The organism is Duganella sp. S19_KUP01_CR8 (assembly GCF_036688705.1).
Lineage (GTDB): Bacteria > Pseudomonadota > Gammaproteobacteria > Burkholderiales > Burkholderiaceae_D > Rugamonas.
Window position 1 is genome coordinate 418,565 of the sequence record NZ_JAQQPR010000001.1, and the last position, 25,805, is coordinate 444,369.

General features: G+C 64.2%; 22 protein-coding genes and 2 tRNA genes. 17 read left to right on the forward strand and 7 right to left on the reverse strand.

Annotated features, from left to right (window positions below):
- Window position 1: 1 nt before the first annotated feature.
- From V6M89_RS01755 to tssA, 12 genes are all read left to right on the forward strand, one after another.
- On the forward strand, window positions 2-739 hold the full coding sequence (locus V6M89_RS01755) for a toxin-antitoxin system YwqK family antitoxin (RefSeq protein WP_332851536.1): 738 nt from the start codon (window positions 2-4) through the stop codon (window positions 737-739).
- A 112-nt stretch (window positions 740-851) separates the two neighbouring features.
- A complete protein-coding gene (locus V6M89_RS01760) occupies window positions 852-1,238 on the forward strand; it encodes a DUF4280 domain-containing protein (RefSeq protein WP_332851537.1) in 387 nt (128 codons plus the stop codon).
- Window positions 1,239-1,260: 22 nt separating this feature from the next.
- Window positions 1,261-1,515: a hypothetical protein gene (locus V6M89_RS01765; protein WP_332851538.1), complete on the forward strand. Its 255-nt coding sequence runs from the start codon at window positions 1,261-1,263 to the stop codon at window positions 1,513-1,515.
- Entirely contained in the window at window positions 1,512-2,396 is an 885-nt protein-coding gene (locus V6M89_RS01770) for a substrate-binding periplasmic protein (RefSeq protein ID WP_332851539.1), read from the forward strand. The genes V6M89_RS01765 and V6M89_RS01770 overlap by 4 nt, the downstream gene beginning before the upstream one ends.
- A 9-nt stretch (window positions 2,397-2,405) precedes the next feature.
- Entirely contained in the window at window positions 2,406-3,692 is a 1,287-nt protein-coding gene (locus tag V6M89_RS01775) for a dicarboxylate/amino acid:cation symporter (protein WP_332851540.1), read from the forward strand.
- Window positions 3,693-3,700: 8 nt separating this feature from the next.
- A complete protein-coding gene (locus tag V6M89_RS01780) occupies window positions 3,701-5,122 on the forward strand; it encodes a cation:dicarboxylate symporter family transporter (RefSeq protein WP_332851541.1) in 1,422 nt (473 codons plus the stop codon).
- A 22-nt stretch (window positions 5,123-5,144) separates the two neighbouring features.
- Window positions 5,145-5,651 carry a hypothetical protein gene (locus tag V6M89_RS01785; RefSeq protein WP_332851542.1) on the forward strand — a complete coding sequence of 169 codons (507 nt, stop codon included), beginning with the start codon at window positions 5,145-5,147 and terminating at the stop codon, window positions 5,649-5,651.
- An 18-nt stretch (window positions 5,652-5,669) separates the two neighbouring features.
- Window positions 5,670-6,995 carry a type VI secretion system baseplate subunit TssK gene (gene tssK / locus V6M89_RS01790; protein ID WP_332851543.1) on the forward strand — a complete coding sequence of 442 codons (1,326 nt, stop codon included), beginning with the start codon at window positions 5,670-5,672 and terminating at the stop codon, window positions 6,993-6,995.
- Window positions 6,996-7,005: 10 nt separating this feature from the next.
- The gene (locus V6M89_RS01795) at window positions 7,006-7,773 is read left to right on the forward strand and encodes a DotU family type IV/VI secretion system protein (RefSeq protein WP_332851563.1); all 768 of its coding nucleotides are present in this window, start codon (window positions 7,006-7,008) and stop codon (window positions 7,771-7,773) included.
- Between the two features lie 127 nt (window positions 7,774-7,900).
- Window positions 7,901-12,040, forward strand: a complete 4,140-nt coding sequence (locus V6M89_RS01800) for a type VI secretion system protein (protein ID WP_332851544.1) — start codon at window positions 7,901-7,903, stop codon at window positions 12,038-12,040.
- 23 nt (window positions 12,041-12,063) lie between these two features.
- Window positions 12,064-12,702 carry a formyltransferase family protein gene (locus V6M89_RS01805; protein WP_332851545.1) on the forward strand — a complete coding sequence of 213 codons (639 nt, stop codon included), beginning with the start codon at window positions 12,064-12,066 and terminating at the stop codon, window positions 12,700-12,702.
- 12 nt (window positions 12,703-12,714) lie between these two features.
- The gene (gene tssA, locus V6M89_RS01810; RefSeq protein WP_332851546.1) at window positions 12,715-13,929 is read left to right on the forward strand and encodes a type VI secretion system protein TssA; all 1,215 of its coding nucleotides are present in this window, start codon (window positions 12,715-12,717) and stop codon (window positions 13,927-13,929) included.
- Window positions 13,930-13,933: 4 nt separating this feature from the next.
- Here tssA and V6M89_RS01815 read toward each other — a convergent pair whose 3' ends face one another.
- Both V6M89_RS01815 and V6M89_RS01820 read right to left on the reverse strand, forming a co-directional pair.
- Window positions 13,934-14,059: a hypothetical protein gene (locus V6M89_RS01815; protein ID WP_332851547.1), complete on the reverse strand. Its 126-nt coding sequence runs from the start codon at window positions 14,057-14,059 to the stop codon at window positions 13,934-13,936.
- Window positions 14,060-14,183: 124 nt separating this feature from the next.
- Window positions 14,184-14,636, reverse strand: a complete 453-nt coding sequence (locus V6M89_RS01820) for a hypothetical protein (protein ID WP_332851548.1) — start codon at window positions 14,634-14,636, stop codon at window positions 14,184-14,186.
- Between the two features lie 182 nt (window positions 14,637-14,818).
- On the opposite strand from V6M89_RS01820, the gene V6M89_RS01825 reads away from it, so the two are divergent.
- Window positions 14,819-16,330 carry a mechanosensitive ion channel family protein gene (locus V6M89_RS01825; RefSeq protein ID WP_332851549.1) on the forward strand — a complete coding sequence of 504 codons (1,512 nt, stop codon included), beginning with the start codon at window positions 14,819-14,821 and terminating at the stop codon, window positions 16,328-16,330.
- 80 nt (window positions 16,331-16,410) lie between these two features.
- On the opposite strand, the gene V6M89_RS01830 is transcribed toward V6M89_RS01825, so the two are convergent.
- The 4 genes from V6M89_RS01830 to V6M89_RS01845 form a co-directional block, all read right to left on the reverse strand.
- A tRNA-His gene (locus V6M89_RS01830) sits at window positions 16,411-16,486 on the reverse strand.
- Window positions 16,487-16,599: 113 nt separating this feature from the next.
- The gene (gene murI, locus V6M89_RS01835; protein ID WP_332851550.1) at window positions 16,600-17,430 is read right to left on the reverse strand and encodes a glutamate racemase; all 831 of its coding nucleotides are present in this window, start codon (window positions 17,428-17,430) and stop codon (window positions 16,600-16,602) included.
- Window positions 17,430-18,959 (reverse strand): fumarate hydratase, encoded by a 1,530-nt coding sequence (locus V6M89_RS01840; protein WP_332851551.1) that lies wholly within the window; start codon window positions 18,957-18,959, stop codon window positions 17,430-17,432. The genes murI and V6M89_RS01840 overlap by 1 nt, the downstream gene beginning before the upstream one ends.
- A 28-nt stretch (window positions 18,960-18,987) precedes the next feature.
- Complete coding sequence (locus tag V6M89_RS01845; protein WP_332851552.1) at window positions 18,988-19,578, reverse strand: YqhA family protein; 591 nt, start codon at window positions 19,576-19,578, stop codon at window positions 18,988-18,990.
- A 224-nt stretch (window positions 19,579-19,802) separates the two neighbouring features.
- Between V6M89_RS01845 and acs the strand changes: the two genes are divergently transcribed.
- From acs to V6M89_RS01865, 4 genes are all read left to right on the forward strand, one after another.
- Window positions 19,803-21,791, forward strand: coding sequence for an acetate--CoA ligase (acs, locus tag V6M89_RS01850; protein WP_332851553.1), 1,989 nt, complete (start codon window positions 19,803-19,805; stop codon window positions 21,789-21,791).
- 168 nt (window positions 21,792-21,959) lie between these two features.
- Window positions 21,960-22,050: transfer RNA gene (locus V6M89_RS01855), tRNA-Ser, on the forward strand.
- Window positions 22,051-22,280: 230 nt separating this feature from the next.
- Window positions 22,281-23,591: a tyrosine-type recombinase/integrase gene (locus tag V6M89_RS01860; RefSeq protein WP_332851554.1), complete on the forward strand. Its 1,311-nt coding sequence runs from the start codon at window positions 22,281-22,283 to the stop codon at window positions 23,589-23,591.
- A complete protein-coding gene (locus tag V6M89_RS01865) occupies window positions 23,584-24,246 on the forward strand; it encodes a DUF4102 domain-containing protein (protein ID WP_332851555.1) in 663 nt (220 codons plus the stop codon). Before V6M89_RS01860 ends, V6M89_RS01865 begins: the two co-directional genes overlap by 8 nt.
- A gap of 47 nt (window positions 24,247-24,293) precedes the next feature.
- On the opposite strand, the gene V6M89_RS01870 is transcribed toward V6M89_RS01865, so the two are convergent.
- Window positions 24,294-24,599: a helix-turn-helix transcriptional regulator gene (locus tag V6M89_RS01870; RefSeq protein WP_332851556.1), complete on the reverse strand. Its 306-nt coding sequence runs from the start codon at window positions 24,597-24,599 to the stop codon at window positions 24,294-24,296.
- Window positions 24,600-25,805: the final 1,206 nt, after the last annotated feature.

Genomic DNA, 25,805 nt, shown 5'->3' on the forward strand with positions numbered 1-25,805 from the left:
CATGACGACCGAAACCGATCTGCCACCAGAACCGCTCTCCGCAGAAGCCGCGCCGCCTGCCGCGCCGCAGCTGTTCGAAACCCAGGGAGACGGCGGCCAGGTGCTGCAACGCGCCTGGCTGCGCGACGGCGTGCTGCACGGCCCGTTCGAACAGTTCAGCGAGGCGGGCCGCACCTTGATGAAGACCCACTTTGAAGCGGGCAAGATGCACGGCGCCATGGCGGTGTTCGCGCCGGACGGCAAGCTGGTGCAGCAATCGCAGTTCCAGCACGGTATTGCGCACGGCCTGATGGAAACCTACGTCAACGGTCGCTGCGTCGCGCGGCAGATGATGGTGGACGGCGTGGCGGCCGGCCAGTCGCTGTCCTACGACGAGGCCGGCCACCTGACCGCGCGCCTGAACATGTTCGACGGCCAGATCCACGGCTCGGCGGAATTTTTCTTCGAAGGCCTGCGGGTGCGCAAGTCGCACTACAAGGCCGGCCTGATGGACGGCGAGTCCACCGACTACGACGCCCAGGGCGGCGTGGTGCAGACCTGCACCTACCGCGCCAACCTGCTGCATGGACCGCTGCGCCGCTACTGGCCGGATGGCGAGCTGATGGAAGAGGTGATCTACCGCGATGGCAAGCCGGTCGGCTCGCCGGCGCGCTTCGACCCCAAGGGCAAGCGCACCGACAACGCCGCCGCCTCACCCGCGATACTGGACCGGCTGCAAAAGCTGGTGAGGGGTAGCTGATGGTAACGTCGAAATACCTGTCATTCCCGCGCAGGCGGGAATCCATGCTGAGCCTCCGAGCATGCGGCGTATGGATTCCCGCCTGCGCGGGAATGACGATGGAGGACGTTTGATGGGACAACAGGTCTGCATGGGCGCGATGCTCAAATGTTCGTTCGGCGTGGCGCCGGGCACGTTGATGGTACTGCCGGCCAACGCCGTGCTGACCGCCGTGCCCGACGCCAACATCATGGACAACAAGCCGATGGTAAACATCCTGCCGTTCGGCATGTGCCAGTCGATGGCCAACCCGATGGTGGCGGCTGCCACGGCTGCCGCCCTGGGCGTGCTGACGCCGATGCCGTGCATCCCGGCCACCACCGCGCCGTGGGTGCCGGGCTCGCCGACCGTCCTGATCGGCAATATGCCGGCGCTGAACAATTCGTCGAAACTGATGTGCATGTGGGGCGGCGTGATCGAGATTAACGCGCCGGGCCAGACCACCGTTTCCATTCCTTGAACCCCTCACCGCGACCGCCACCATGGAATACCGATTCAGCCTTACTCCCCGCCTGATCGCGCTGGCCATCTTCTCCGGCGTGGCGCTGCTGGTGCTGTTGTTTGCCCTGGGTTATCAGGTTGGGTTGAGCATGGCCGAGCGTCCCGCGCCGGCCGTGGTCGACAACGCGGCGAACCGCGCCCGCCAGCAGGTGAAGGGCAAGATCACCGGCGACGCCGCCGCGGCCGCCGCGCCCGCGACCGAGCGCGTGAACGCCGCGCAAAAGGCCGCGCAATGAGCCGCCTGAAAAATTTTGTCTTGCTGCTGGGCGCGCTGTGCCTGTGCAACTCGGTGTGGGCGCAGGGTGGATCGAAGGCGCGCGCGGCAACATCTTCCGCGGCCGCCGAAGCCGACCGCTCGCCGCTGGTCAAGGTGGCCGACGGCCGCCTGCTGGCGCCCGAGATCGCCCGCATCGTCACGCGCGGCGAGCTGGTGATCGCCATGCTGGCGGCCGACAATCCACCTTTCTTCTCGGTCAAGAACGGCGACCTGGTCGGCACCGACGTCGATCTCGCCAGATTGATCGGCAAGGAACTGGGCGTGCCGGTGCGTTTCGACCGCAGCCCAAAAACCTTCGACGGCGTGGCCGAAGCGGTGGCGGTCGGCCAGGCCGACCTCGGCATCAGCCGCCTGGCGCGCACGCTCAAGCGCGGCCAGTCGGTGCATTTTTCCGTCGCCTACATGCGGCTCGGGCACGCGCTGCTGATCAACCGCATCCGCTTCGCCGAGGTGGCCGGCGACCAGCCGCTGCCGCAGGTGATACGCCACTTCACCGGCACCATCGGCGTGATCGCCAATTCGTCATGGGAGGAATTCGGCCGCCGCAACTTCCCCAAGGCCAAGCTGGTCAGCTACCCGACCTGGACCGACGTCGTCAACGCCGCCAAGAAGGGCGAGGTGGTGGCGGCCTATCGCGACGAGCTGGAAGTGATGCAGATCGTGAACAACGACCCCGGCCTGGCGCTGACCTTGCGCACCGTCACCTTCAACGACCTGGAGTCGCCGCTCAGCATCATGGTCGGCATCCGCGACCTGACCCTGCTGTCCTTCGTCAACGAGCTGATCGCGCAGCGGGCTGAAAAGCCCACCGCCAGCGACGTGCTCAAAGCCATCAAATAAGGAAACCACGTGGACGCTCCAACCGGCATGCAGCGTTTCCAGCACTGGGCTTTGAACCCGTGGACGGTGGTCGGCTGCGTGCTGGCCGGCGGGCTGCTGGGCTGGGCCGCGCCGTCGCTGGCGCGGCACTTGGGCGCGGTGGGCGTCGTCTATGTCGACCTGCTGAAGATGATCGTGCTGCCGTTCATGATTTCGGCGGTGATCTTCAGCCTGCAAAACCTGTACCGCGACGGCGGCGCGGCGCGCATCTTCAAGCGGGTGGTGGTGGTGTTCATCAGTTTCTCGCTGATCGTGGCGGTGCTGGCGACGGTGGGCTCGCTGCTGGTGCGGCCGGGCGGCAACCTGCCGGCCGAGACCCGCGCCGCGCTGGGCAAGATCATCAGTGCCGACGGCGAGAGCAGCAACACCGAAATGGCGCTGCGCGCGGAGGAGGCGCCGCCGCACCATACCGATCTGAAGGATGTGCTGCAATCGCTGATCCCGCAAAACATCTTCGCCTCGCTGGCGAATGGTGAAACGCTGAAGGCGCTGGTGTTCGCGTTGCTGTTCGGCTTTGCCGCCGGCCAGGTGCCGAGCCGCATCTCGGGCGGCTTGCACCAGGCGCTGGAGACCATCTACCACGCCTGCCAGACGCTGACGCGCTGGGTCAACCTGCCGATACCGTTCGTGCTGGTGTGCATGGCGGCCAGCCAGGTGGCGCAGACCGGCCTGCAGCCGATCGCCGCGATGGCCGGCTTCGTGATCCTGTTCCTGCTGGTGTCCGGCGTGCTGATGGCGCTGGCGATGGTGCTGATCAGCCGCCGCGCCAGCGTGTCCTACGGCGCCGTGCTGGCGGCCATGCGCGAGCCGTTCGCGCTCGGCGTGGCCACCAACAACAGCGCCACCTGCATGCCGGCCATGGTCAGCGGCCTGGTCGACCAGTTGCAGTTCGCGCGCGCGCGGGTCGAGCTGCTGGTGCCGCTGAGCATCTCGCTGCTGCGGGTGGGGGCGGTCGCGTATTTCGTCTGCAGCACGCTGTTCATCGCCGCGCTGTATGGACGCTCGATGTCGCCGCTGGACCTGGGCGTGCTGGTGCTGGTGTCGGTGCTGTCCGGCTTTGCCTCGGCCGGCATGGCGGGCGTGGTGACGGTGTCGCTGGTGGGCACCATCTGCAGCTACCTGACGCTGCCGTTCGAGGCCGCCTTCATCCTGCTGATCGCGGTCGATCCGATCTGCGCCATGGCGCGCACGGCGGTCACGGTGATCGGCAGCTGCGCCGCCGTGGCGACCATCTGCGCCGAACCCGTCAAGCTCTAGGCCAGGCCATGCAGACCCTCGCCAAACCCGCCATGTTCCAGATCAGGGATATCTTCCAGCATCCCGCCACGCTGCTGGGCGCGATGCTGCTGGGCGGCTGGATCGGCACGCTGTTTCCCGGCAGCGCGCCCTTGCTGGCGGCGGTGTCGATGCTGTACCTGTCGCTGATCCAGATGGCGGCGCTGCCGTTCGTGATCCTGGCGGTCTACTTCGGCTTGCAGCGCCTGCCGTCGGAGCCGGGGGCCGGCGTGCGGCTGGCGCGGCTGGCCGGCATGGCGCTGCTGGCCATGCTGCTGTGCGCGGTGGTCGGCGTGCTGGCGGCCAGCCTGGCCGGCGCCGGTTCCGGCATGTCGGCGGCGCAGACGGCGGCGCTGGGCAAGCTGGCGCTGCGCTCGGAATCGCAATTCACCATGACCATGCGCGGCGCCGACGACGCCGCCGCATCGTGGGACATCGGCGCACTGGTGCCGGAGAATTTCTTCGGCGTGCTGGCCTATGGTTCGCTGCCGTCGGTGCTGATCGGCGTGCTGTGCTTTGGCGCCGCCGTGTCGGTGCAGGACCCGCATCGTTCGGCCCAGCTCAGCGGCATCTTCGAGGGCATGTACCGCGCGCTGGAATCGCTGGTGAACCGCTTCAACACCTTGCTGCCGGCCGCCGCCTTCGTGCTGGCGGCGGCCGCCACCGCCAGCGCCGGGGTCGAGGCCATCGTCTTGCTGGGCAGCTTCCTGGCGACCTTCCTTGCCGCCGCCTTCGCGGTGTGCGCGGCGGCCATCGCCATCATTTGCTGGAAGTTGAACAAGTCGCCGTGGCTGGTGCTGATGGCGCTGCGCGAACCGATCACGGTCTGCCTGTTCTCGCCGGTGGCGGTGGCGGCGGTGCCGGGCTTTATCCAGGGCATGAGCGTGCGGCTGGGCTTCAGCCGTGGCATGGTGGAGCTGGTCTCGCCGATCGCGCCGGTGTTCATCAAGGCCGGCGAGGCGATGTTCTTCGCGGTGTTGGCGATCTTCATCGCCAACCTGTACCACCATGCCTTGAGCGCCGCCGACATCGCCCTGATCTGCGCGCTGTCCTGGGCCGCCGCCTTGTGGTCGGTGGGCATTGCAGGAGTGAAGTCAGTGCTGCTCGGCGGCTTCGTGATGGCCTCGCTGGGCCTGCCGCTGGAGGCCGTGCTGCCGGTGTTTATGCTGGTCGAAGTGTTGTGCGAGGGGCCGAGGAATTTACTTTCCTTTCTTATATCATCGGCTCTGATTGCCTTGGTAGCGGATGGTCTGTATATTAATAACGAGCAAGATTCCGAAGTGTGGCATCCGTCCACGCTGAAGCTCGTCTTCACCCGCAAGCAAGCGCTGTCCGTGTTGTTCCTGTTGTTGATTGCTCTGTTCACAGTGTTTTGCGCCGGCGTGGGCTATGGCCTGCGCAAGGCCTTTTGAAGACTGACTTATGCAACTGAAGATGACTTCGATTCCTCGCCGCGGCACGCTGCTGTTTGTGCTGCTCGCTGTGCTGCTAGGCTTGCTTGCGGGCTGCGGCGCCACGCGCGCGCTGTTCGGCCCCAGCATGGCTTCGCCCAGCTGGAAGGCGCTGACCCTGCGCGCCGCCGACGACGCCAACAGCAATAGCGCGGTGGCGGTGGACGTGGTGCTGGTCAAGGATCAGGCGGTCCTCGATTCGCTGCTGACCATGCCGGCCTCGAAATGGTTCGCCTCGCGCGCCGAATTGCAGCGCACCTTCCCGGAAGCGCTGACGGTCTACCCCTACGAGCTGGTGCCGGCCCAAACGATCAAGCTGAACGATAAAAAGTGGGGCGACCAGAAAGCCTGGGCCGCGCTGGTGTTTGCCGGCTACGCCAATGCCGGCGAGCACCGCGCCCGCCTGCTGCTGAACGCCTCGGGATATGTGGTGCAACTCAACGCGCAGGGCTTTGTGGCGAGCGAGCCCAAGCCCGGCGCAGCACAGTAAGTTTATGGAAGCCGCTCAATGACCGACCCTCAACTTTCACATCGCATCCAGTGGCACGAAGGCATGATGCTGACGCCACAGCACTTTCAGCAGGAGGGCGCGCGCCTCGACGCGCTGCTGGCCTGGCAGTCGATGGCGACCAATCCCTACGGCTGGGGCGTGCGCGAGCTCGTCATCGACGAGGCGCTTCTGACCACCGGCCTGCTGCGCATACAGCAGCTGCAGGCGATCCTGCCCAACGGCATGGCCGTGACCTACGATAGCGCGCTGGCGCAAGGCTTGCCGCTGGAGCTGGACCTGGCGCCGTGGGCGGAGGCGATGGCGCAGCAGGATCTGTCGGTGTACCTGGTGGTGGGCAACACGCGCTCGCTGCGCCAGCCCGGCCAGCCGGCCATGTTCCGCGGCATCGAGAGTCCGACGGTGGAGGACGAGGTGTCGCAGGCGCTGCCGGCCGACGTGCCGCGCATGGCGGTCAACCTGGCGCTGGCGGCCGGACCGGTGCCGTCGGCCGCCTACACCGCGCTGCGGCTGATGACGGTCAACAAGGGCAACGAGATCGTGCGTCGCGGCGCCTTCCTGCCGGCGATGCTGGACCTGCCGGCCGCCTCCAGCGTGCTGCAGCGCGCGCAGCAGCTGGCCACCCACATGCGCAACAAGGCGGTGTTCCTGGCGCGCCAGACCGCGCAGCCGTCGTCGCGCACCGAGGACCGTATCAATATGCTGGAGCAGAAGGCCCGCCTGGCCAGCCTGATCATGAACCTGCCACTGCTGGAAGCCTTGCTGCGCAATCCTGTCGTGCATCCGCTGTCGCTGTACCTGGCGCTGTGCGCGCAGTTGGGGCCGCTGGCGACCTTGCGTCCCGGCGCCGTGCCCATCATGCCGCCGGCCTACGACCATGCCGATTGCGGCCCGGCCTTCGACGCCGTGCTGAGCGCGCTGACCGACCTGGTGGGCGAGGTCAGCCAGGAATGGAAGACCTGCGTGTTCAACTACGACGGCCAGGCGTTCTCGCTGGCGATGCAGGCCGACTGGCTGGGCGCGCGGCTGGTGATCGGCCTGCGCGGCCAGCCGGACCGCGAGGCCACGCAATGGATGGCGGGCGCGGTGATCGGCTCGCAGACGGTGTGGACCTCGCTGACCGACCGCCGCGTGCTGGGCGCGCCGCGCACCCGCATCGACGCCGCGCCCGAGCTGGGCCTGCGCGCCAGCGCCGGCTACACCCTGTTCAGCGTGGAGGTGTCGGACGAATTCATCGTGGCCGATCAGGCTTTAGTGATCAGCAACGCCAATGAAAGCCTGCTGGCGCAGCGCCCGCAGGAAGTGGTGTTGTTCATAAAGGGATGATGCCGTGAGCATGCTATCTAACAGTGCAAGTAGTTCCTCGCCGGCGCCGGCCTGGAGCGGCGCGGTCAGCGAGGGCGTGGACCTGGCCTCGGTGCAGTTCCGCGATTTCTATGACGTGCTGTCGCGCTCGGCGCAGGCGGCCACGCGGGTGGGCGAGGGCGAGGCCAAGTCGGCCGCCGAGGCGCTCAGCCGCCAGCTGTGCCAGCTGATCGAGCTGCAGTCGCTGGAGGCGCGCCGCATCGTCGGCAAGGCCGGCATGGAGGCCGAGGCGCAAGGCCGCTTCCTGAAGGCGGCGCTGGCCGACGAGGTGCTGCTCAACACCGAATGGGCCGGACGCAATCACTGGCGCCATGTGCTGATCGAGACCACGCTGTTCAAGTCCAGCTTTGCCGGCGAGCGCGTGTTCGACGACCTGGACCAGTTGCTGCGCGAGCGCGAGGCGTCGCGCCGCAACGTCGGCCGGCTCTACCTGTATTTGTTGTCGCTGGGCTTCCAGGGCCGGTATCGCGGCCAGAAGCAGGACAAGATCGCCGAGTACCGGCGCGAGCTGTTCCAGTTTGTGTATCTGCGGCCGGCCGATCTGCAGGGGCGCGACCGCACGCTGTCCGAGCAGGCGTATGCCAGCACGCTGTCGCACCTGGCGGCGCGGCGCCTGCCCAAGTTCAATCGCAGCGGCCTGATGTTCGTGCTGGCGCTGCTGATTTTGCTGGGACTGTCTGAACTGCTGTGGTTGTGGCAATCGTGGCCGGTGCGCGCCGCGCTCGCCACGACAGTGTGATTTATGAGCATAACTCGTCATTCCCGCGCAGGCGGGAATCCATGCGCCGCATCAGGTCAGGCGCAGTATGGGTTCCCGCCTGCGCGGGAACGACTTACTCCGGGATGAGCACATAGTGTTGAACTTCTTGTCTGATAACACGGCCATAGCCACCTTGCTGGTGCTGACGCTGCTCGTCATGCTGCTGTTCGCCATCGTCATCTGGGCGGCGATGAAGGGCGCGGAAAAAGCCGACAAGCCGGCCGAGCAGAAGCCGCGCCAGATCAGCGCCGATTCGCTCAAACAATCGTTCCGCGTGGCGGTCGAGCTGATCGAAAACAATATCGCCGCCCGCTCCGAACGCTACAGCCTGGCGTGGACGCTGGTGCTCAACGAGGGCGCCGCCGGGCGCGAACTGCCGCTGCTGCAATCGGGCCTGCAAAGCGCGCTCAGCGCGGACAGCACGCTGACCGCCGGCGCCCACGGCATCAACTGGAATTTCTTCGACCAGGGCATCGCGGTGCAGCTGCACTCGGACTCGCTGGGCACGCCCGACGCCGACGCGGCCGGCGCCGACGCCATGGCCAACACCACCTGGGACGACTTCCTCGGCCTGTGCCGCAACTACCGGCCGGAGCGGCCGTTCGATTCCATCGTGGTGGCGCTGCCGGCCAGCGCGCTGCTCGACGTCGAGGGCGCCGGCCAGCTGGACCTGGCCGCGCGCGCCAAGGCCATCCACCGCCGCCTGTGGCTGGCGCAGAACCGGCTGGCGCTGCGCTTCCCGATCTACCTGGCGATCACCGATTGCGAAACCATCCCCGGCTTCGCCCGTTTCGCGGCGGCGCTGCCGGAACCGCTGCGCCGTTCGATGCTGGGCTGGTCGTCGCCGCACGAGCTGGTCGCGCCGTTCCAGGCGCAGTGGATCGACACCGTGATGAACGAGGTCGGCCGCACGCTGTCCGACAGCTGCGCCGAGCTGTGCGCGCTGGAGCCGTCGGACTCGGACAGCAGCGAATACTTCCTGCTGCCCAATCAGGTCGAGCGCCTGCGCGCCGGCCTGAAGATGTTTGCCGAAGAACTGATGCGGCCCAGCGCCTACCACGAGCCGTTCCTGCTGCGCGGCATTTACCTGACCGGCGATTGCAGCGACGAGGCCGCGCTGCTGGGCGAGGGCCAGGCGCCGGCGCCGGCCGACAACGACGGCTTCGTGGCGGTCGAACCGGCAGCCGCGGCCACCGCCGCCTTGCCCGACTGGGCCGAGCCGTCGCCGGCCGCCGACGCGCCCGCATACCGGGCCGGACGCGACAGCGCGGTGCCGGCCTTCCTGCGCGATATTTTCGAGCGCAAGATCTTTGCCGAGGCCGGGCTGGTGCGTTCCTCTTCGGTGCACCGCATGCGCCGTCCGGCGATGAACCGCGTGGCGCGCTGGTGCGCCGTGGCGCTGCCGGTGATCTGGGTGCTGGGGCAGGTGTTTTCCGCCGTGCGCCTGCACGGACTGGGCGCCGACGTGGTGAGCTATCTGCAAACGCTGAGCCACGACACCAGGATGAGCCAGCTGGAGAAAAGCCAGCATGTGGTCGATCCGCAGCAGAGCCAGCAGCGCGCGCGCGAGGCGCTGACGAATATCGAGCAGCTCTCCAATGCCCGCCTGTGGTCGCCGTTCATGCCGGGCTCCTGGCCGTGGTTCGACGATCTGCAGGACCGGGTGCAGCGGCGCATGGAAAAGGGCTTTGCCGAGAATGCCTTCGACCCGCTGCGGCGCTCGGCCTACGCCCACGTCAGCCAGCTGACCGGCAAGCCGCTCGACGCCCGCACCGGCACCCTGATCATCGGCGGGCAGTGCGCCGCGCCGATGGCCACGAAGCAGCTCGGGGCGACCGGCGCCGGGCTGGACGTGGCCAATACGCTGGAATATGGCACGCTGAGCGCCTACGTGGATTCGGTCGCGCAACTCGACCAGGCGGTGCAGGCGATGATGCGGCTCAAGTCGCCCGATGCCGGCACGCCGTCCGGCGAGGATCTGGCGCTGGTGGTGCGGGTGCTGCTGAACAGCGAGATGAACGGCAACCTGGCGCGCACCGCCGCGCTGTTCCGCAAGGTCGCCAAGGGAGAGCCGACGCTGATCATCGAGCCGATGCAGGAAGCCTCGGCCTGTTCGTTCGGGCTGGCGGTCAAGTCCTTGTCCAGCCGGCTGTTCCGCAACAACGGTTTGCTCAAGGCCGAACAAAGCATCAACGAAAGCCTGACCGCGCTGTACCAGGGCGATCCGAAAGCCGAGGTCAACCTCGTTCCCTGGCAGACGCTGCGCGGCGCGCTGCACGCGCAGGAAGCCTATCTGTTGACGGGCACGGGCGGATGGATGCATCGCGACAAGCTCGACCTCGGACCGTCCTGGTCCAATCTGCTGCTGCAGGTGGAAGGCGTTGCGCTGCTGGGCAAGACGGCGGCCGACGGCGCGCGGGCCCAGACCGAGGATGGCTTCCGCTGGTTCAGCGCGCAGTGGGACGCGCCGATGGCCGACGACAGCCATGCGCTGGGGCTGAGCCAGGGCCTGGAATGGTCGGACGCCAAATCGTCGTGGACCTTCGCGCCTGACCGCCGGGCATTGCTGGACGCGCTCAACGGCCTGTTGTCGCAGCCGTTCATGAAGTCCACCCACGTCGGCCGCCTGCCCGAGGTGCCGGCCGGCGCCACCGTCAGCTGGGACGCCACGCGGCTGGACCAGGTGCTGGCGCTGGCGGACGCGCGCAAGCGGGTGCAAACCGATTTCCTGCCGAAGTTCCCGGCCATGCTGCAGGGCCCGGCCGCCCGCCTGGCCGACGCCGCGCTGGCCGACAGCGCGCGCGACCTGCTGGCGCAGGCCTACATCGTCTCGGCGCGCGGCCTGCCGGCGCCGGTCAACGAGGCCGACCATGCGAAGGCCTTGCGGGTGCGCGCCTGGCTGCAGGAGAACGGCGGCGCCCAGGTGGCCGGGCAGCTGTCGGCCGTGCTGACGCAGGATGCGCTGAGCCGCCTGCAACAGCTGGACGACACGCTGATCCGCGCCGACCTGTTCGTGCCGCGCGACCGCGCCTTCCACGCCTGGAACGGCGCCAAGGGACCGCTGGTGGACGCTTTCGGCGCCTCGGACATGGGTGGCCTGCACGCTTACGTGGGGCAGCAGATAGGCTTCATCGAAGCCGCCGGCAAGAGCGCGGAAGCGCTGCTGGGGCAACTGGGCGGCGCCGCCGCCGACCAGCCGTCGGTGCTGCGCTGGCAGGCCACGGTGGCCGACCTCGGCCGCTACAAGCTGAAGAGCCCGAGCAGCAGCCTGACCACGCTGGAGCAGTTCATCCTGTCCGGCGCGGCCGAGCTGAGCATCGACAACTGCCTGGACAAGCTGTCGGCGCGCGCGGCCCAGCGCCGCGCCGGCGACCTGTTCGCCGAGCGCATGCAGGGATTGCAGGCGGGGCTGTACTCGCGCTGCCGCGAGCTGACGCAGACCCGCTACCAGGACACCTGGACCCGCTTCGCCGACGCCTTCAACGCCAGCCTGGCCAGCCGCGCGCCGTTCCGCGCGCTGACGCCCGACGCCGGCGGCAAGGGCGGCGCGGGCGAGCGGGTGCCGGCCGACGTCGAGGAGGTGGGCGTGGTGCTCAAGCTGTTCGACCAGGCCCATGTGCTGGCGCTGGCGTCCGACCGCGACGCCACGCGGCCGTCGCCGGCCAGCACGGTGCGCAAGGTCGACGACCAGATGCAGAAGGTGCGCGAATTCCTGGCGCCGCTGTACCCGGCCGAGGAGGGCCAGGCCGCCGGGCTGGACGTGATGGTGGAATTCCGCGCCAACACCGCCGTCGAAAGCGAGGGCAACAAGATCATCGACTGGTCGCTGGCGATCGGCGGCCAGACCGTGCACCAGCGCGACGCGCCACGGCCGCTGCGCTGGGAGCCGGGGCTGCCGGTGGTGCTGACCTTGCGGCTGGCGCAGGACGGCCCGGTGGTGCCCAAGGGCGAGGCCGGCCATCCCGGCATGGCGGTCGACGAGCGCACCGTCAGCTACCGCTTCGACGATCCGTGGGCATTGTTCAGCCTGGTGTCGGCCTACCGCGAGGCCGAAGCGGCGCCCGCCGCCGGCGCGCGTTCGCAATTGCTCAGGTTCGAGTTCCCGCTGAGCGCGGTCGGCGACGGCCGCATCGCCACCCGCGACAGCCGCGCCAAGGTGTATGTGCGGCTGACCGTGAGCGCGGCCGGCAAGCGCACGCCGCTGGTGTGGCCGCCGGTGTTCCCCGTCAAGGCGCCGGCCTGGTAGGCCGGGTTTATCGAGGTTTTGCCATGTCATCCTTGCCACCACCTCTCGTGCGCGTTGCCATGTTCGGCAGCTTCCATCGCGGCTTCCACGTGCTGAGCGAACTGCTCAAGGGGCCGCTGGCGCAGCGCGTGCGGGTGGTTGGCGTGGCCACCGACGACGTCGGCTCCGGCCATGTCAGCCGTGGGCGCCGGGTCTGGGCCTACCCGCACACCCCGGCCGAGGAGCTGATGGTGGAGCGGCTGGCGCTGTCGCACGGCATCGTGCCGTACAAGGGCCGCGTCAAGACGGACGAGTTCTACCGGCTCTACGAGGATCAGTGGAAGCCCGACCTGTGCATCGCCGCCACCTTCGGCCAGCGCATCGACGCCCGCCTGTTCGAGTGGCCGAGGCTGGGCTTCTACAACCTGCATCCCTGCATCGACGACGGCTGGCCCTCGCACTACGCCGGCCCCAATCCCTTCCAGGCCTTGCTGGACAACGGCTCCGACCATGTGCTGATCGCCATGCACGAGATCGACGACGGTTTCGATACCGGCCGGCTGCTGGCGCTGTCGGAGAAGATTTATGTGCCCACCGGCGCCACGGTGGTGGACTTGCACAAGCTGACCTCGCCGCTGGCGGCGAAGTTTTTTGCGTGCCAGCTCAGCAAGATGCTACCGTAGACGGAACCGCGCATGGCGACCATCAAAGACAATCTGCTCAACCTGGTCGACAAGGCGCGCCACTTGATTTCCGATGAGCGTACACCCAGTATCGAGACCCCGACCGCCCCTATGAACGCACCCAGCCTGCCGATACCGCTCTCCCTGATGAGCATGGAACACCAGCAGGAGCTGGAACAGTTGCTCAAGCCCCTGGCCGGCGACCAGCCCAGCGGCCCGGCGCTGCGCTACGATCCGATCTTTACCGAGATCCGGCTGGCGCGCGAGGAGGACGACCCCAGCCTGCCGATGGGCCAATGGGAGCGGCCGCTGAAGAAGGCCGACTGGCCGCTGATCGAGGAGCGCTGCAAGAGCATGCTGGGCAGCCGTTCCAAGGATTTGCAGATCGCCGCCTGGCTGCTGGAGGCGTGGACCCGGCAGTACGGCATCGACGGCCTGTATCGCGGCCTGAGCCTGGTGGACCGGCTGCTGCGGCAGTTCTGGGACAGCCTGCATCCGGCCATCCAGGACGGCGACGCCGACGCCCGCATCGCGCCGCTGGAGTGGCTCAACGAATCGCTGGCGGCGACGGTGCGGGTGCATGTGCCCATCCTGAAAATCAACGGCCGCAAGCCGCCGGCGCAGAGCCTGTCCGACTGGGAGCGCATGACGGCGCGCGAACTGGCCGGCCATCCGGGCGAGGCGCAGGCCAACGCCGACGGCGAGGCGCCGCTGACCCGCATCGAAGTGATCGCTTACGCCCATCAGCGGCTGGGGCGCGAGCTGGCTATCCGCCTGCAAGTGGTGCATCGCTGCCTGAACTGCCTGGAAACCATGTTGGCTTTTGTCGACCTGCAACTGGGTGCGCAGGCGCCGAATCTGTCTAAACTGAAGGGGACGCTGGTGGCGGTGGAGCGCGTGCTGCAACAGCTGGTCCCCGAGCAAAAGGAAGAAGAAATGACGACGCCGGAACAGCCGCAAGGCAGCGAGGAAGTGATCGGCATGGCGGCCGGCCTGGCGCCGCCGGCGGTGGCCCTGTCAGGCTGGAAGAACCGCGACGAGGCCTACGCCGCGCTGGGGGCGATCGCCGATTATCTGAGCCTGGTGGAGCCGCACAGCCCGACGCCCTATCTGCTGCGGCGCGCCGTCAACTGGGGGCGCATGCCGCTGCCCGAGCTGATGGCCGAGATTATCCGGGAAGAGGGCGACTTGAACCGCCTGGTGAATATGCTGGGCTTGCGCGAGTGAGGACTTAGCGCAGATGGTAGAGCGAGACGGTTTGGTCTTGCAAGGCGTTTTCCGAGCACAACACGTAGGTCGATGCGCAGGCCAGGCTGAGCAGCAAGGCGCCGAAGGCGATATGGAGGTAGCGTGCCATGACAAACTCCCGAGGGGTTGGACTTCCAGTGATTCCAGAATACCCCGGGAGTTGCAGGACCGGCATCAGCCGAATGTCCGACGCTTTGTAGGACTACTGCCCGTCTCTGTCTTTATGCTAACTTTTACTTGGTCTTCCAGACGATGAAGGCATCGCTGGGCGCGGTGTCCATGGCGTTCGACACTTGCAGCCAGTGTTGCAATTGTTCCGGCTGCTTGAGCTGGATGCCGGTGCCGTCGATGTAGCCGATCTGTTCGACCATCTTCGGGTCCATCTTGGCCTTGGACACGGTCGGCGCGCCGGCCACCATGCGGTCGTAGGCCTTGCGGGCCTTGTTTTCCCACTTGTGCAGGCTGCTCTCGTCGAAGCGGTTGGCTTCGAAGTAGACGGTCAGCGAACCATCCGGGTTGCCGTAGCCGACGATGCCGGCGCCTTTGCGGATGGTGGTGGAAGCGTTCACGTCAAACAGCGCGGTCGGCACGAACACGGCGGCGCGCCCGTTGACATCGGGACAACCGACCGGCGTGTCCTTGCTGTAGGTGGCGACTTCGTGCAGGGGTGTTCTCTCTTGGGACATGGCTGGGCTTAATCTGGAAAAGGGGAGGCGTTGCATGCGGATGCACAGACGTTCATTGTAGCGTCAATCTAGTTCCATTAGGCAACAGCAGTGCACAAATTTTTGTAACGACGCACGCGCGTTGCGCATGGGGTGGGATCGGTTCACAATACATGCAAGGTAGCAACGAATGAGGAGCCGGGATGCTGACGATAGATGGCCCGTGGATCAATCCATGGCACGCCGGTCTGGTTGCCGCCGTCCTCATCTGCAGCGTGCTGCAGCTGCTGCTGACCCGCTCCGATCCGGACAGCCCGCACATGTTCCGCCACAATCTGTTGTTCGGCGGCTTGTGCCTGCTGCTCAGCCTCTCCAGCAAGCTGATGATCGACATGGACCAGCGCCAGGCCGCCAGCCTGCTCGAAAGCGCCTCCATGCTCGGCTTCGGGCTGCTGCTGATACGCATCCTCGGCCTGACCGCGTTCCGCGTGCTGCTGCCGGCGCTGCGCATGCACCCGCCGCGCATCATGGAAGACATCCTGCTGGTGATCACCTACATCGTCTGGGGCCTGGTGTGGCTGCGCGTGGCCGGCCTGGACCTGAGCGGCCTGGTGACCACCTCGGCGGTGATCACCGGCGTGGTGGCATTTTCGATGCAGGAAACGCTGGGCAATATCCTGGGCGGCCTGGCGCTGCAACTGGACAACTCGGTCCGCATCGGCGATTGGATCAAGATCGACGACGTGCGCGGCAAAGTGGTGGAAGTCCATTGGCGTCACACGGCCGTGCAGACCAATAACGGCAGCCTGATCGTCATTCCCAACAGCGTGCTGATGAAATCGAAAGTGGACGTCTACAGCCGCGAGAGCAAGCCGGAGTTCCGACGCTGGGTGAATTTCTGGATCGAGAATGGGGTGCCGCCGCAACAAGTGATCGCCACCGTCCAGACGGCGCTGCGCCAGACCCATATCGAGCATATCTCGTCTGCCCGGCCGCCCGAATGCATCGTCGTCGATTACCGCGAAGGCTTGATCCAGTACGCGGTGCGCTACTGGCTGACCAACCCGGCCCACGACGACGGCACCGATTCCGCCGTGCGCATCCATTTCTACAGCGCCTTGCAGCGGCAGAGTTTGTCGCTGGCCCATCCTTGCATGGACATCCGCCTGAACGCCGATTCGGAGCGGCGCTCGAGCGCCCGGCTGGCGGCGGAAATGGACGTGCGCAAGCAGGCCCTGGCCAAGGTCGCGCTGTTTTCCGGCCTCACCGAGGAGGAACTGGCCAAGCTCGCCAAGGCGCTGCGCCACACGCCGTTCGTCAAGGGCGACACCATCACCCGGCAAGGCGCGGTGGCGCACTGGCTGTATTTGCTGGTCGGCGGCGAGGCCGACGTGTGGTTCGAGGCCGAAGGGCAGGAGCGCCTCCATTGCGCCACGCTCAAGGCCGGCGATGTGTTCGGCGAGATCGGCCTGCTGACCGGCGCGCCGCGCGGCGCCACCGTCACCGCCAAGACCGATGCGCTGTGCTATCGGCTGGACAAGGAAAATTTTGCATCCATCCTGCACGAGCGTCCCGAGCTGGCGGACGAATTCGCCCATGTGCTGAGCGACCGCAACCAGGTGCTGAGCGCCATCCGCAGCGACCATGCCGAGCCCGAGCAGGTACAGCAAGCCAACTACGTGGCGAGCATACGGCGGTTTTTCCGGCTGCATTGAGGTGTGTGCGGATCGGCCGCCCAAAACAAAAAAGCTCACAAGCACGCGCTTGTAAGCTTTATGTTTTACCGCGAATTCGGTGGGGTGGCTGATGGGGCTCGAACCCACGACAACAGGAATCACAATCCTGGACTCTACCAACTGAGCTACAGCCACCACTGATTTACTTCGCTTTGTCTACTGTTTCGTAGACAGGTGCCGAATTATACAAGCCAGTTTTGAATCCTGCAAATCTAAATGCGATGTTTCTTCAAAAAATTCCGGATTGTTTAAACGTCAACCTTTTCCACCGGCGGATGCAGGCCCAGCAGATTGGCGAAGGCCGGCGCCAGCGCACTGACGTCCGCCGTCGTATAACCGTGCAAGGAGGCGGCGTCGCCGCCGCTCTGCCGCAGCAGGCCGGCGGCGTCCAGCAGGCGCCCCAGTTGGCGGGCCACGGCGTCGCCGGTATCGATCAGCGTCACGTCGGGGTGGCCGTGAGCGTGCAGCACGCGTTCTATGCCCGACTTGACGAAAGGGTAGTGGGTGCAGCCGAGCACCAGCGTATCGGCGCCCTGGTCCAGCAGCGGCGCCACATATTGCTCCAGCAGCGCGGCGATGGCGGGGGTGTCCAGGTCGCCCAGTTCAATCTGGTCGACCAGGCCGACGCACGGTTGCAGCAGGAATTGCGCCTGGGTGGCGGCGCTGATCTGCTCGCGCAGCAGCAGGAATTTTTCGCCCTTGAGCGTGCGCGCCGTCGCCAGCACGCCGACCTTGCCGCTGCGCGTGGCAGCCGCGGCCGGCTTCAGGCCGGGCTCGACGCCGACCACCGGCAGATCGGGATAGCGCGCCCGCACCGCCTTGATGGCGGCCACGGTCGCGGTGTTGCAGGCCACCACCAGCGCCTTGATGCCGCGTTCCAGCAGGAAGGCGGCGACCAGCAGCGCGCGGTCGACCACGTATTGTTCGGTTTTTTCGCCGTAGGGCGCATGGCCGGAATCGGCGAAGTAGATCAAGTCTTCAGCCGGCAGCTGCGCCCGGATGTGGCGCAGCACCGACAGCCCGCCCACGCCGGAGTCGTAGACACCGATGGGAGCACCGGGAGAGCGGGCGGCGTGCATCAGGCGGTAACGACCGGAACGTTCAGTTGCTCGATCTTGGCTTTCCATTCCTTCGGACCGGTTTCGTGCACCGAAGTACCGGCGGCATCGACCGCCACCGTCACTGGCATGTCAACCACGTCGAACTCATAGATTGCTTCCATGCCCATGTCGGCAAAGCCCAGCACCTTGGCGCCTTTGATTGCTTTCGACACCAGGTAGGCCGAGCCGCCGACCGCCATCAGGTAGGCCGACTTGTGCTTCTTGATCGATTCGATCGCCACAGGGCCGCGCTCGGCCTTGCCGATCATCGCGATCAGGCCGGTTTGTTCCAGCATCATGTCGGTGAACTTGTCCATGCGGGTGGCGGTGGTCGGGCCGGCTGGGCCGACCACTTCGTCGCGCACCGGATCGACCGGGCCGACGTAGTAGATCACGCGGTTCTTGAAGTCCACCGGCAGTTCCTCGCCCTTGGCCAACATGTCCTGGATGCGCTTGTGGGCGGCGTCGCGGCCGGTCAGCATTTTGCCGTTCAGCAGCAGGGTTTGGCCCGGCTTCCACGAAGCGACTTCTTCCTTGGTCAGCGTGTTCAGGTCGACGCGCTTGGATTTTTCGGTGTCCGGCGCCCAGCTGACGTCAGGCCAGGTCGACAGCGGAGGCGGCGTCATGTAGGCAGGACCGGAACCGTCCAGTACGAAGTGGCCGTGGCGGGTGGCGGCGCAGTTCGGGATCATCGCGACCGGCTTGGAAGCGGCGTGGGTCGGGTAGGTCAGGATCTTCACGTCCAGCACGGTGGTCAGGCCGCCCAGGCCTTGGGCGCCGATGCCCAGCGCGTTGATGCGGTCGCACAGTTCGATACGCAGTTCTTCCAGCTTGTTCTGCGGGCCGCGTTGCTTGAGCTCGAACATGTCGATGTCTTCCATCAGCACTTCCTTCGCCATCAGCATCGCCTTCTCGGCGGTGCCGCCGATGCCGATGCCCAGCATGCCAGGCGGGCACCAGCCTGCGCCCATGGTCGGCACGGTCTTCAGCACCCAGTCGATCAGCGAATCGGAAGGATTCATCATGACCATCTTGGATTTGTTTTCCGAGCCGCCGCCCTTGGCAGCGACCTTGACGTCGACGGTGTTGCCTTCAACCAGTTCCATGTGGACCACGGCCGGTGTGTTGTCCTTGGTGTTCTTGCGGTCGAAGTGCGGGTCGGCCACGATCGACGCGCGCAGCTTGTTGTCGTCGAAGTTGTAGGCGCGGCGCACGCCTTCGTTGACGGCGTCGGTGACGGTGCCGGAGAAGCCCTCGAAGCGCACGCCCATGCCGATCTTCAGGAAGACGTTGACGATGCCGGTATCCTGGCAGATCGGACGCTTGCCTTCCGCGCACATGCGCGAATTGGTCAGGATCTGAGCGATCGCATCCTTGGCGGCCGGGCTTTGCTCGGCGTCATAGGCGCGCGCCAGATGCTGGATATAGTCGGCAGGATGGTAGTAGCTGATGTACTGGAGCGCGGCGGCAACGGATTCGATCAGGTCTTCTTGCTTTATGATGGTCATGATGTTCTCGCGTGGGTTAGTGGGATACTTAGTGGGATTCGTTGTGGGTCAGCGTGGTGATGCGGTCGGTGTACGAGATCGCCAGCGCCGACAGCAGGAAGACCGCGTGGATGCCGGTTTGGGCGATCAGCGTCTTTTCATCGTAGACGCTGGCATTGATAAAGGTCTTCAGCAAATGGATGGACGAGATGCCGATGATGGCCATCGCCAGCTTGGTCTTCAGCACGGAGGCGTTCACGTGCGACAGCCATTCCGGCTGATCCGGGTGGGTATCGAGATTCATGCGCGAGATAAAGGTCTCGTAGCCGCCGATGATGACCATCACCAGCAGGTTGGAGATCATGACGACGTCGATCAGGCCGAGCACGACCAGCATGATGGTGGTTTCGTTGAGTTTGGCCGGCACCGGCGCGCCGGGCACGGCGACGGCCTGGAATATGTGCTGGAGCGCGGCCTCGTTGCCCAGGATGGCGCCGATCAAGTCTTTCAGCTCGACCCAGAAATGGAACACGTAGACGCACTGCGCCAGGATCAAGCCCAGGTACAGCGGCAACTGGAGCCAGCGCGTCATGAAGATAAAGGCGGGCAGCGGTCGCAGCTTCGGTTGTGGCTTGGTCATTACGGCGGGACTCCTTGAATTGGTGCATGCTAGTGGGATAGCCGACATTTTACACGTGCTGCCCAGCAATCGCAGCGGCGTGTGGCTACTACGTATGGTTGATGAAATATTGGTAAAATTGCATAGGGCATTACATCCTCCGCCGGGGATCACCAATCTGTAAGGGCTCAGTAAGCGACGAAGTTTATGTTTATGGCAAACGAATTCAAACACTGGAGACACGTATGAGCAGCACTACCACCCAACAAGGTCCACAGGAATCCCGCGTCTTTACACCCCCGGCGGAGTTTGTGGCGCAGGCCACCGTAGCCGGCATGGAAGCCTACAACGCGCTGTGCGCGGAAGCTGAGGCCGACTACGAAGGCTTCTGGGGCCGCCTGGCGAAGGAAAACCTGGTCTGGCAAAAGCCGTTCACCAAAGTCCTGAACGAAGACAACGCGCCGTTCTACAAATGGTTTGAAGACGGCCACCTGAACGTGTCGTACAACTGCCTGGACCGCAATCTGCAAAACGGCAACGCCGACAAGACCGCCATCATCTTCGAAGCGGACGACGGCAAGTCGGTCAACGTCAGCTACAAGGAACTGCACGAGAAAGTCTGCAAATTCGCCAACGGCCTGAAATCGCGCGGCATCAAGAAGGGTGATCGCGTGATCATCTACATGTCGATGTCGGTGGAAGGCGTGGCTGCGATGCAGGCCTGTGCGCGCATCGGCGCCACGCACTCGGTGGTGTTTGGCGGCTTCTCCGCCAAATCGCTGCAGGAGCGCATCATCGACGCCGGCGCGGTAGCCGTGATCACCGCCGACGAGCAACTGCGCGGCGGCAAGAACCTGCCGTTGAAAGCCATCGTCGACGAAGCGCTGGCGCTGGGCGGCTGCGACACCATCAAGGACGTGATCGTCTACAAGCGCACCGGCGGCAACATCAACTTCCAGGCGGGTCGCGACCTGTGGCTGCATGAGTTGGTGGCCAACCAGCCTGCCGAGTGCGAGCCGGAGTGGGTGGATGCCGAGCATCCGCTGTTCATCCTGTACACGTCGGGCTCGACCGGCACGCCCAAGGGTGTGCAGCATTCGAGCGGCGGTTACCTGCTGTGGGCCGCGCTGACGATGAAGTGGTCTTTCGACATCAAGCCTAGCGATGTGTACTGGTGCACGGCCGATATCGGCTGGGTGACGGGCCACAGCTACATCGCCTACGGTCCGACGGCGGTGGGCGCGACGCAAGTGGTATTCGAAGGCGTGCCGACTTTCCCGAACGCCGGCCGCTTCTGGGACACCATCGCCAAGCACAAGGTCAGCATCTTCTACACCGCGCCGACGGCGATCCGTTCGCTGATCAAGGCGTCGGATGTGGATCCGAAAGTGCATCCGAAAAATTACGACCTGTCGTCGCTGCGTTTGCTGGGCACGGTGGGTGAGCCGATCAATCCGGAAGCGTGGATGTGGTACTACACGCAGGTGGGCGGCGAGAAGTGCCCGATCGTCGATACCTTCTGGCAGACCGAGACCGGCGGCCACATGATCACCCCGTTGCCAGGCGCGACGCCGATGGTGCCGGGTTCGTGCACCTTGCCGCTGCCGGGCATCATGGCGGCCATCGTGGACGAGGCTGGTGTGGATGTGGCGAACGGGCAGGGCGGTATTCTGGTCGTCAAGCGTCCTTGGCCTTCGATGATCCGTACCATCTGGAACAATCCTGAGCGCTTCAAGTCGAGCTACTTCCCGGAGGAGCTGGGCGGCAAGATGTACCTGGCTGGCGATGGCGCGATCCGGAACAAGGATACGGGCTACTTCACCATCACCGGGCGTATCGATGATGTGTTGAATGTGTCGGGTCACCGTATGGGGACGATGGAGATTGAATCTGCGCTGGTGGCCAATCCGTTGGTGGCTGAGGCTGCGGTGGTGGGCAAGCCGGATGATACGACGGGTGAGTCGATCTGCGCGTTTGTGGTGCTGAAGCAGGCGCGTCCGACTGGGGATGAGGCCAAGAAGCTGGCGCTGGAGCTGCGCAATTGGGTGGCCAAGGAGATTGGTCCGATCGCCAAGCCGAAGGAGATTCGTTTTGGGGATAATTTGCCGAAGACGCGTTCGGGCAAGATCATGCGGCGCTTGCTGCGCGTGTTGGCTAAAGGCGAGGTGATTACGCAGGATGTGTCCACGTTGGAGAATCCGGCGATTTTGGAGCAGTTGAAGGAAGCTTCCTGATCGACTGCGTCGCTCCCGCGAAAGCGGGAGTCCATACTGAGTTTGCCGTAGCCGAACGTTCAAGATGGGCGCTGAAGGTAGCAAAGATACCGGAGCGGCAAATAATGTTGGTACTCTTTGGAATCTTTGCTATAATTCGCGGCTTCTCCGAAAGGGGAAAGTAATGCAGGAGAGGTGGATGAGTGGTTGAAGTCGCACGCCTGGAAAGCGTGTATAGGTTCATAGCCTATCGGGGGTTCGAATCCCCCTCTCTCCGCCAAGGATACAGCTCAGGAAGTACACAGACGTCTAAACCGTCGCAAAAAAACCGCTTAAGATCTTGAATCTAAGCGGTTTTTTTGTTTCTGGACGCATCAGGACGGCTCCCGACGTCCAACTCCGGTGCGTGCAAGTTTGGGGGCTCCAGCTCAACAGGACACCGCACGGTGCCCCAAAAACTTAAAAAAAGGACTATATTGATCTTTACAGCAGGCCGCATAGGAGGTCGCCATGCCCAAGATCATTACTCCTCTGACAGACTTACTCGTCCGTAACGCCAAGCCGCGTGAGAAGCCGTACAAGATGTTCGACGGTGACGGAATGTACCTGGACGTCGCGCCCACCGGCTCCCGCATCTGGCGGTTTAAGTTCCGCCAGGCCAACGGCAAAGAAAACACGCTGACGTTCGGCCCTTATCCGGAAATCACCTTGCACGAGGCGCGAGAAAAGCGCCTGGCGGCCCGCCGTCTTCTGCTGCAAGGGATAGATCCGGCCAAGCACCGCGATGACGCCAAGCGCCTGCTCAAGGAAAAGGCATCCAACACGTTCGAGAAGATCGCCCGCGAGTGGCACGCCAATAAAGTGCCGACGTGGAGCGACCGAACGGCCAAGAACACCATCCAGCGCCTGCAAGCGGATATCTTCCCGGCAATTGGCCGCATGCCTATCGATGAGATCAAACATCGCGACCTGATTGTCGTGTTGCGCAAGATCGAAGATCGCGGCGCGAACGAAGTGGCGCACCGCCTGAAAGCTGTGTGTTCGCAAATTTTCAGCTATGCGATCCAGTGCGGTTTTATCAGCCAGAATCTTGTATCCGATATGAAGGACGTGCTGAAAACTGTACGCACTGGGCATTTCGCCGCCATCGACGCCGATGAACTGCCACAGTTCCTTACCATATTGGAGCGGAACGAGGCACGCATGTTCGCGCCGACGCGGATCGCACTCCGCCTGATGCTACTGATCTTTGTGCGGACCAGCGAGTTGATCGAAACGCCCTGGAGCGAGATCGACCTGGAGCGCGGCGAATGGATCATTCCTTGGCAGCGCATGAAGCGCGGCAAGCTGACCGTCAATCCGGACATGACTAACCATCACGTTTGCCTGTCCCGGCAGGCATTGGCGTTGCTGCGCGAATTGCATGCCATCACCGGGCGCAGCAAGCATCTATTCCCGAACCAGCGCGATCCCAAGAAACCGATCAGTAACAACACGATTTTGGTCGCGCTGGGGCGCATGGGTTACAAGGGGAAGATGACCGGCCACGGGTTTCGGGCGCTAGCGATGAGCACGATCAAGGAGCGCTTGGGATACCGGCATGAGGTCGTGGATCGGCAGCTGGCGCATGCGCCAAAAGACAAGGTCGCCAGCGCTTACGACCGCGCTCAGTTCCTTGTCGAGCGACGCAAGATGATGCAGGACTGGGCTGATTACATCGACGCCGTCAGCGGAAAGGGCGGGTCGCCGAAACGATCAAGGTTAACGCTGGTTAAAAGTGAATACAAACGAGATGACGGAACAGGAGACCATCATGTCTAAATATGTTTTGCCCCTTACCGATACGCTCATCGAGCAAGCTGCTCCAAAAGAGAAACCATATAAACTATTTGACGGTGCCGGTCTGTACCTCGAAGTGACGCCTGGCGGAAGCAAGATCTGGCGTATGAAGTATTGCCAGCGTGACGGCCGAGAATATGTTCTTACGTTTGGCCGGTATCCTGAAGTCGCCATCGACAAAGCTCGCGAACATAGACTCACTGCGCATCAGATATTGGAACCGGAGCAGGATCCTGGAATAGAATTTAATCGGAAAAAACTGTATCCACTACCAAAGCCGATTCCAATCGATGAAATATTTGACGAGCCCGAGTGGGAACATGTGCAGTCGAGCATTTTGCATGCTAGCCGGCACGCTATCCACGATCTCGAAGCTGCCTTATTTCCCTCGCTGGAACGCATCCCCACCGATGAAGCCGGGCATAACATCCAGCAGGCCGCCATCCGGCAAGTCGAGCAAGACGGGTTACAGACCATATATCGCCAGCTAGAAAGCGTAGCGACAGCGCTTGCCGCAAGTTATTTGCAGAGTGGGATGAGCATGGAACAATTGGTCAGCGCGATGAACGATACGAGGAGCAGGATGCGTCGTGCTGACGATAAGGCGTACTCACCGCGTATGCGACAAACAGGGTGAAGATCCAGAGCGGCATCGGTTATCGATAAGCCTCGCCGGCGCCGAAGTTATTTAGGCTTTCCCGGTGACTGGCAATGGACGGAACCGATCGCCGATTCCTTCTTGGTGTCGCGTGAGGTGACCTGGCTGTTGGTCTGAAAGGCCGGGCCACGCTGCGCGACGCGCGCGTCGATCCACTGCATCACGTCATCGTACAGCCACGCCACCGAACGAGCCGACAGCTTCACCGGTGCGGGGAACATATGCAGTTTAATTTCGCGGTACAGTGTCGCGCGCGACATGCCGCATAGCTGCAGCACTTCGCGAATGCGGATCAAGCGACGCGTGCCTGGTACGGTTTTGGTGGTGTCCATGTTCTCCCCTTTCTTATCTCGAAAAGCCTTTAGGTAAAGTAGCCGTTTCGAGTAGCGAGGTACTTGCGGCAGCGCTATAAGTATTGCAGAAGGGGATGGCGTACAGCATCATTCTTGTGTGGGTTAGTGCTGCTAGATTTTTTCTCGTGTCGCCCCATGCCGTGAAGTTTAGGGTTGCTAGCTAGCTTGGATGCATCGCGGAGCTTGATATTATCAAGCGAAATGGAGCGAAGTTGGCTAATGCAGGATAGGCTCGCGCCGGTAAATGTGCTCCACTGCTTTCGCGTTAGCTCTCGGTGTGCGCTCGCGCGGAGTTGCGTGACGGCGCCAGGATCGTTATTACTTCGGACAGCCGATCAGATGTGCAGTGAAGAGGGGGTTGCAGCTTTCGCGACAAATAAATCGACGAGAATTTCATGCTGGTGATGCCGGCGCGATGCCAGGTGGAGGACAATATGTTTTTCGACGCGAAGGATCGCCCTTCGCGCATCTTGGCATCGCGCCAGGCGTAGCGCTCGTCACGCGCCCTTAGTCTCCACATTTGTTTTTAGATTGGCTTCGCCTTTGAGCGAACCTGCGATCAGCCTGGATTGGCTGCATCCTTATTGCGCATCCTTCCCCAGAGGACGATGCGCGTCACATCGTGCGCATTCACGCACCGTCCCCACCTCACGCGGCGATCTGCCGCCGCGTGCATGTCGATACGCCGCCCTAGTCCGCGGCGCAAACCGCGCGTCGTTACTGGCGGCCTGCTGCCAGTGACGACGCGCTAGCAACCAAGCGCTATATGGGCTCCGCCGCTGTTTTCTCAGTGACGCAGGCCAGTGACAGCGGATCTACCGCTATCAGCGCAGCAGAACGCTGCTTGCCAACCTTGCCCCTCGTGGGCCGACAACGTGTGCGAGGCACACCCCATGGACCCTGGGTAACTGGTCCTACCGCGATCAGGCTTCTACAAGGAGCGGTTCGCGGCGCCATACGCGCATGCGGCGCGGGCAAGCAGTGAACATACCGCATACACGGGAGTGGTGTCCCGGGGCCTTTACAAACCGTCCTTGCTGCGGCAAGCACGGTGGCCAGAAACACTCTATATGAACGCCTCCCGTTTGCCAGGCATTTCTACGATTTGCCAAACAGATTCGGCTGCAACTTTATATCCGGCCTATATGCGGGTGGAATCCCGCTGGCCCCGATGGAATCCGCTGA

Coding starts and splice junctions, on each gene's coding strand:
- V6M89_RS01825 (WP_332851549.1), top strand. CDS start 14,819: ATGCTGACGATAGATGGCCCGTGGATCAATCCATGGCACGCCGGTCTG.
- V6M89_RS01820 (WP_332851548.1), bottom strand. CDS start 14,636: ATGTCCCAAGAGAGAACACCCCTGCACGAAGTCGCCACCTACAGCAAG.
- V6M89_RS01860 (WP_332851554.1), top strand. CDS start 22,281: ATGCCCAAGATCATTACTCCTCTGACAGACTTACTCGTCCGTAACGCC.
- V6M89_RS01865 (WP_332851555.1), top strand. CDS start 23,584: ATGTCTAAATATGTTTTGCCCCTTACCGATACGCTCATCGAGCAAGCT.
- V6M89_RS01760 (WP_332851537.1), top strand. CDS start 852: ATGGGACAACAGGTCTGCATGGGCGCGATGCTCAAATGTTCGTTCGGC.
- murI (WP_332851550.1), bottom strand. CDS start 17,430: ATGCACGCCGCCCGCTCTCCCGGTGCTCCCATCGGTGTCTACGACTCC.
- V6M89_RS01795 (WP_332851563.1), top strand. CDS start 7,006: ATGCTATCTAACAGTGCAAGTAGTTCCTCGCCGGCGCCGGCCTGGAGC.
- V6M89_RS01840 (WP_332851551.1), bottom strand. CDS start 18,959: ATGACCATCATAAAGCAAGAAGACCTGATCGAATCCGTTGCCGCCGCG.
- acs (WP_332851553.1), top strand. CDS start 19,803: ATGAGCAGCACTACCACCCAACAAGGTCCACAGGAATCCCGCGTCTTT.
- tssA (WP_332851546.1), top strand. CDS start 12,715: ATGGCGACCATCAAAGACAATCTGCTCAACCTGGTCGACAAGGCGCGC.
- V6M89_RS01870 (WP_332851556.1), bottom strand. CDS start 24,599: ATGGACACCACCAAAACCGTACCAGGCACGCGTCGCTTGATCCGCATT.
- V6M89_RS01765 (WP_332851538.1), top strand. CDS start 1,261: ATGGAATACCGATTCAGCCTTACTCCCCGCCTGATCGCGCTGGCCATC.
- V6M89_RS01755 (WP_332851536.1), top strand. CDS start 2: ATGACGACCGAAACCGATCTGCCACCAGAACCGCTCTCCGCAGAAGCC.
- V6M89_RS01780 (WP_332851541.1), top strand. CDS start 3,701: ATGCAGACCCTCGCCAAACCCGCCATGTTCCAGATCAGGGATATCTTC.
- V6M89_RS01845 (WP_332851552.1), bottom strand. CDS start 19,578: ATGACCAAGCCACAACCGAAGCTGCGACCGCTGCCCGCCTTTATCTTC.
- V6M89_RS01785 (WP_332851542.1), top strand. CDS start 5,145: ATGACTTCGATTCCTCGCCGCGGCACGCTGCTGTTTGTGCTGCTCGCT.
- tssK (WP_332851543.1), top strand. CDS start 5,670: ATGACCGACCCTCAACTTTCACATCGCATCCAGTGGCACGAAGGCATG.
- V6M89_RS01770 (WP_332851539.1), top strand. CDS start 1,512: ATGAGCCGCCTGAAAAATTTTGTCTTGCTGCTGGGCGCGCTGTGCCTG.
- V6M89_RS01815 (WP_332851547.1), bottom strand. CDS start 14,059: ATGGCACGCTACCTCCATATCGCCTTCGGCGCCTTGCTGCTCAGCCTG.
- V6M89_RS01805 (WP_332851545.1), top strand. CDS start 12,064: ATGTCATCCTTGCCACCACCTCTCGTGCGCGTTGCCATGTTCGGCAGC.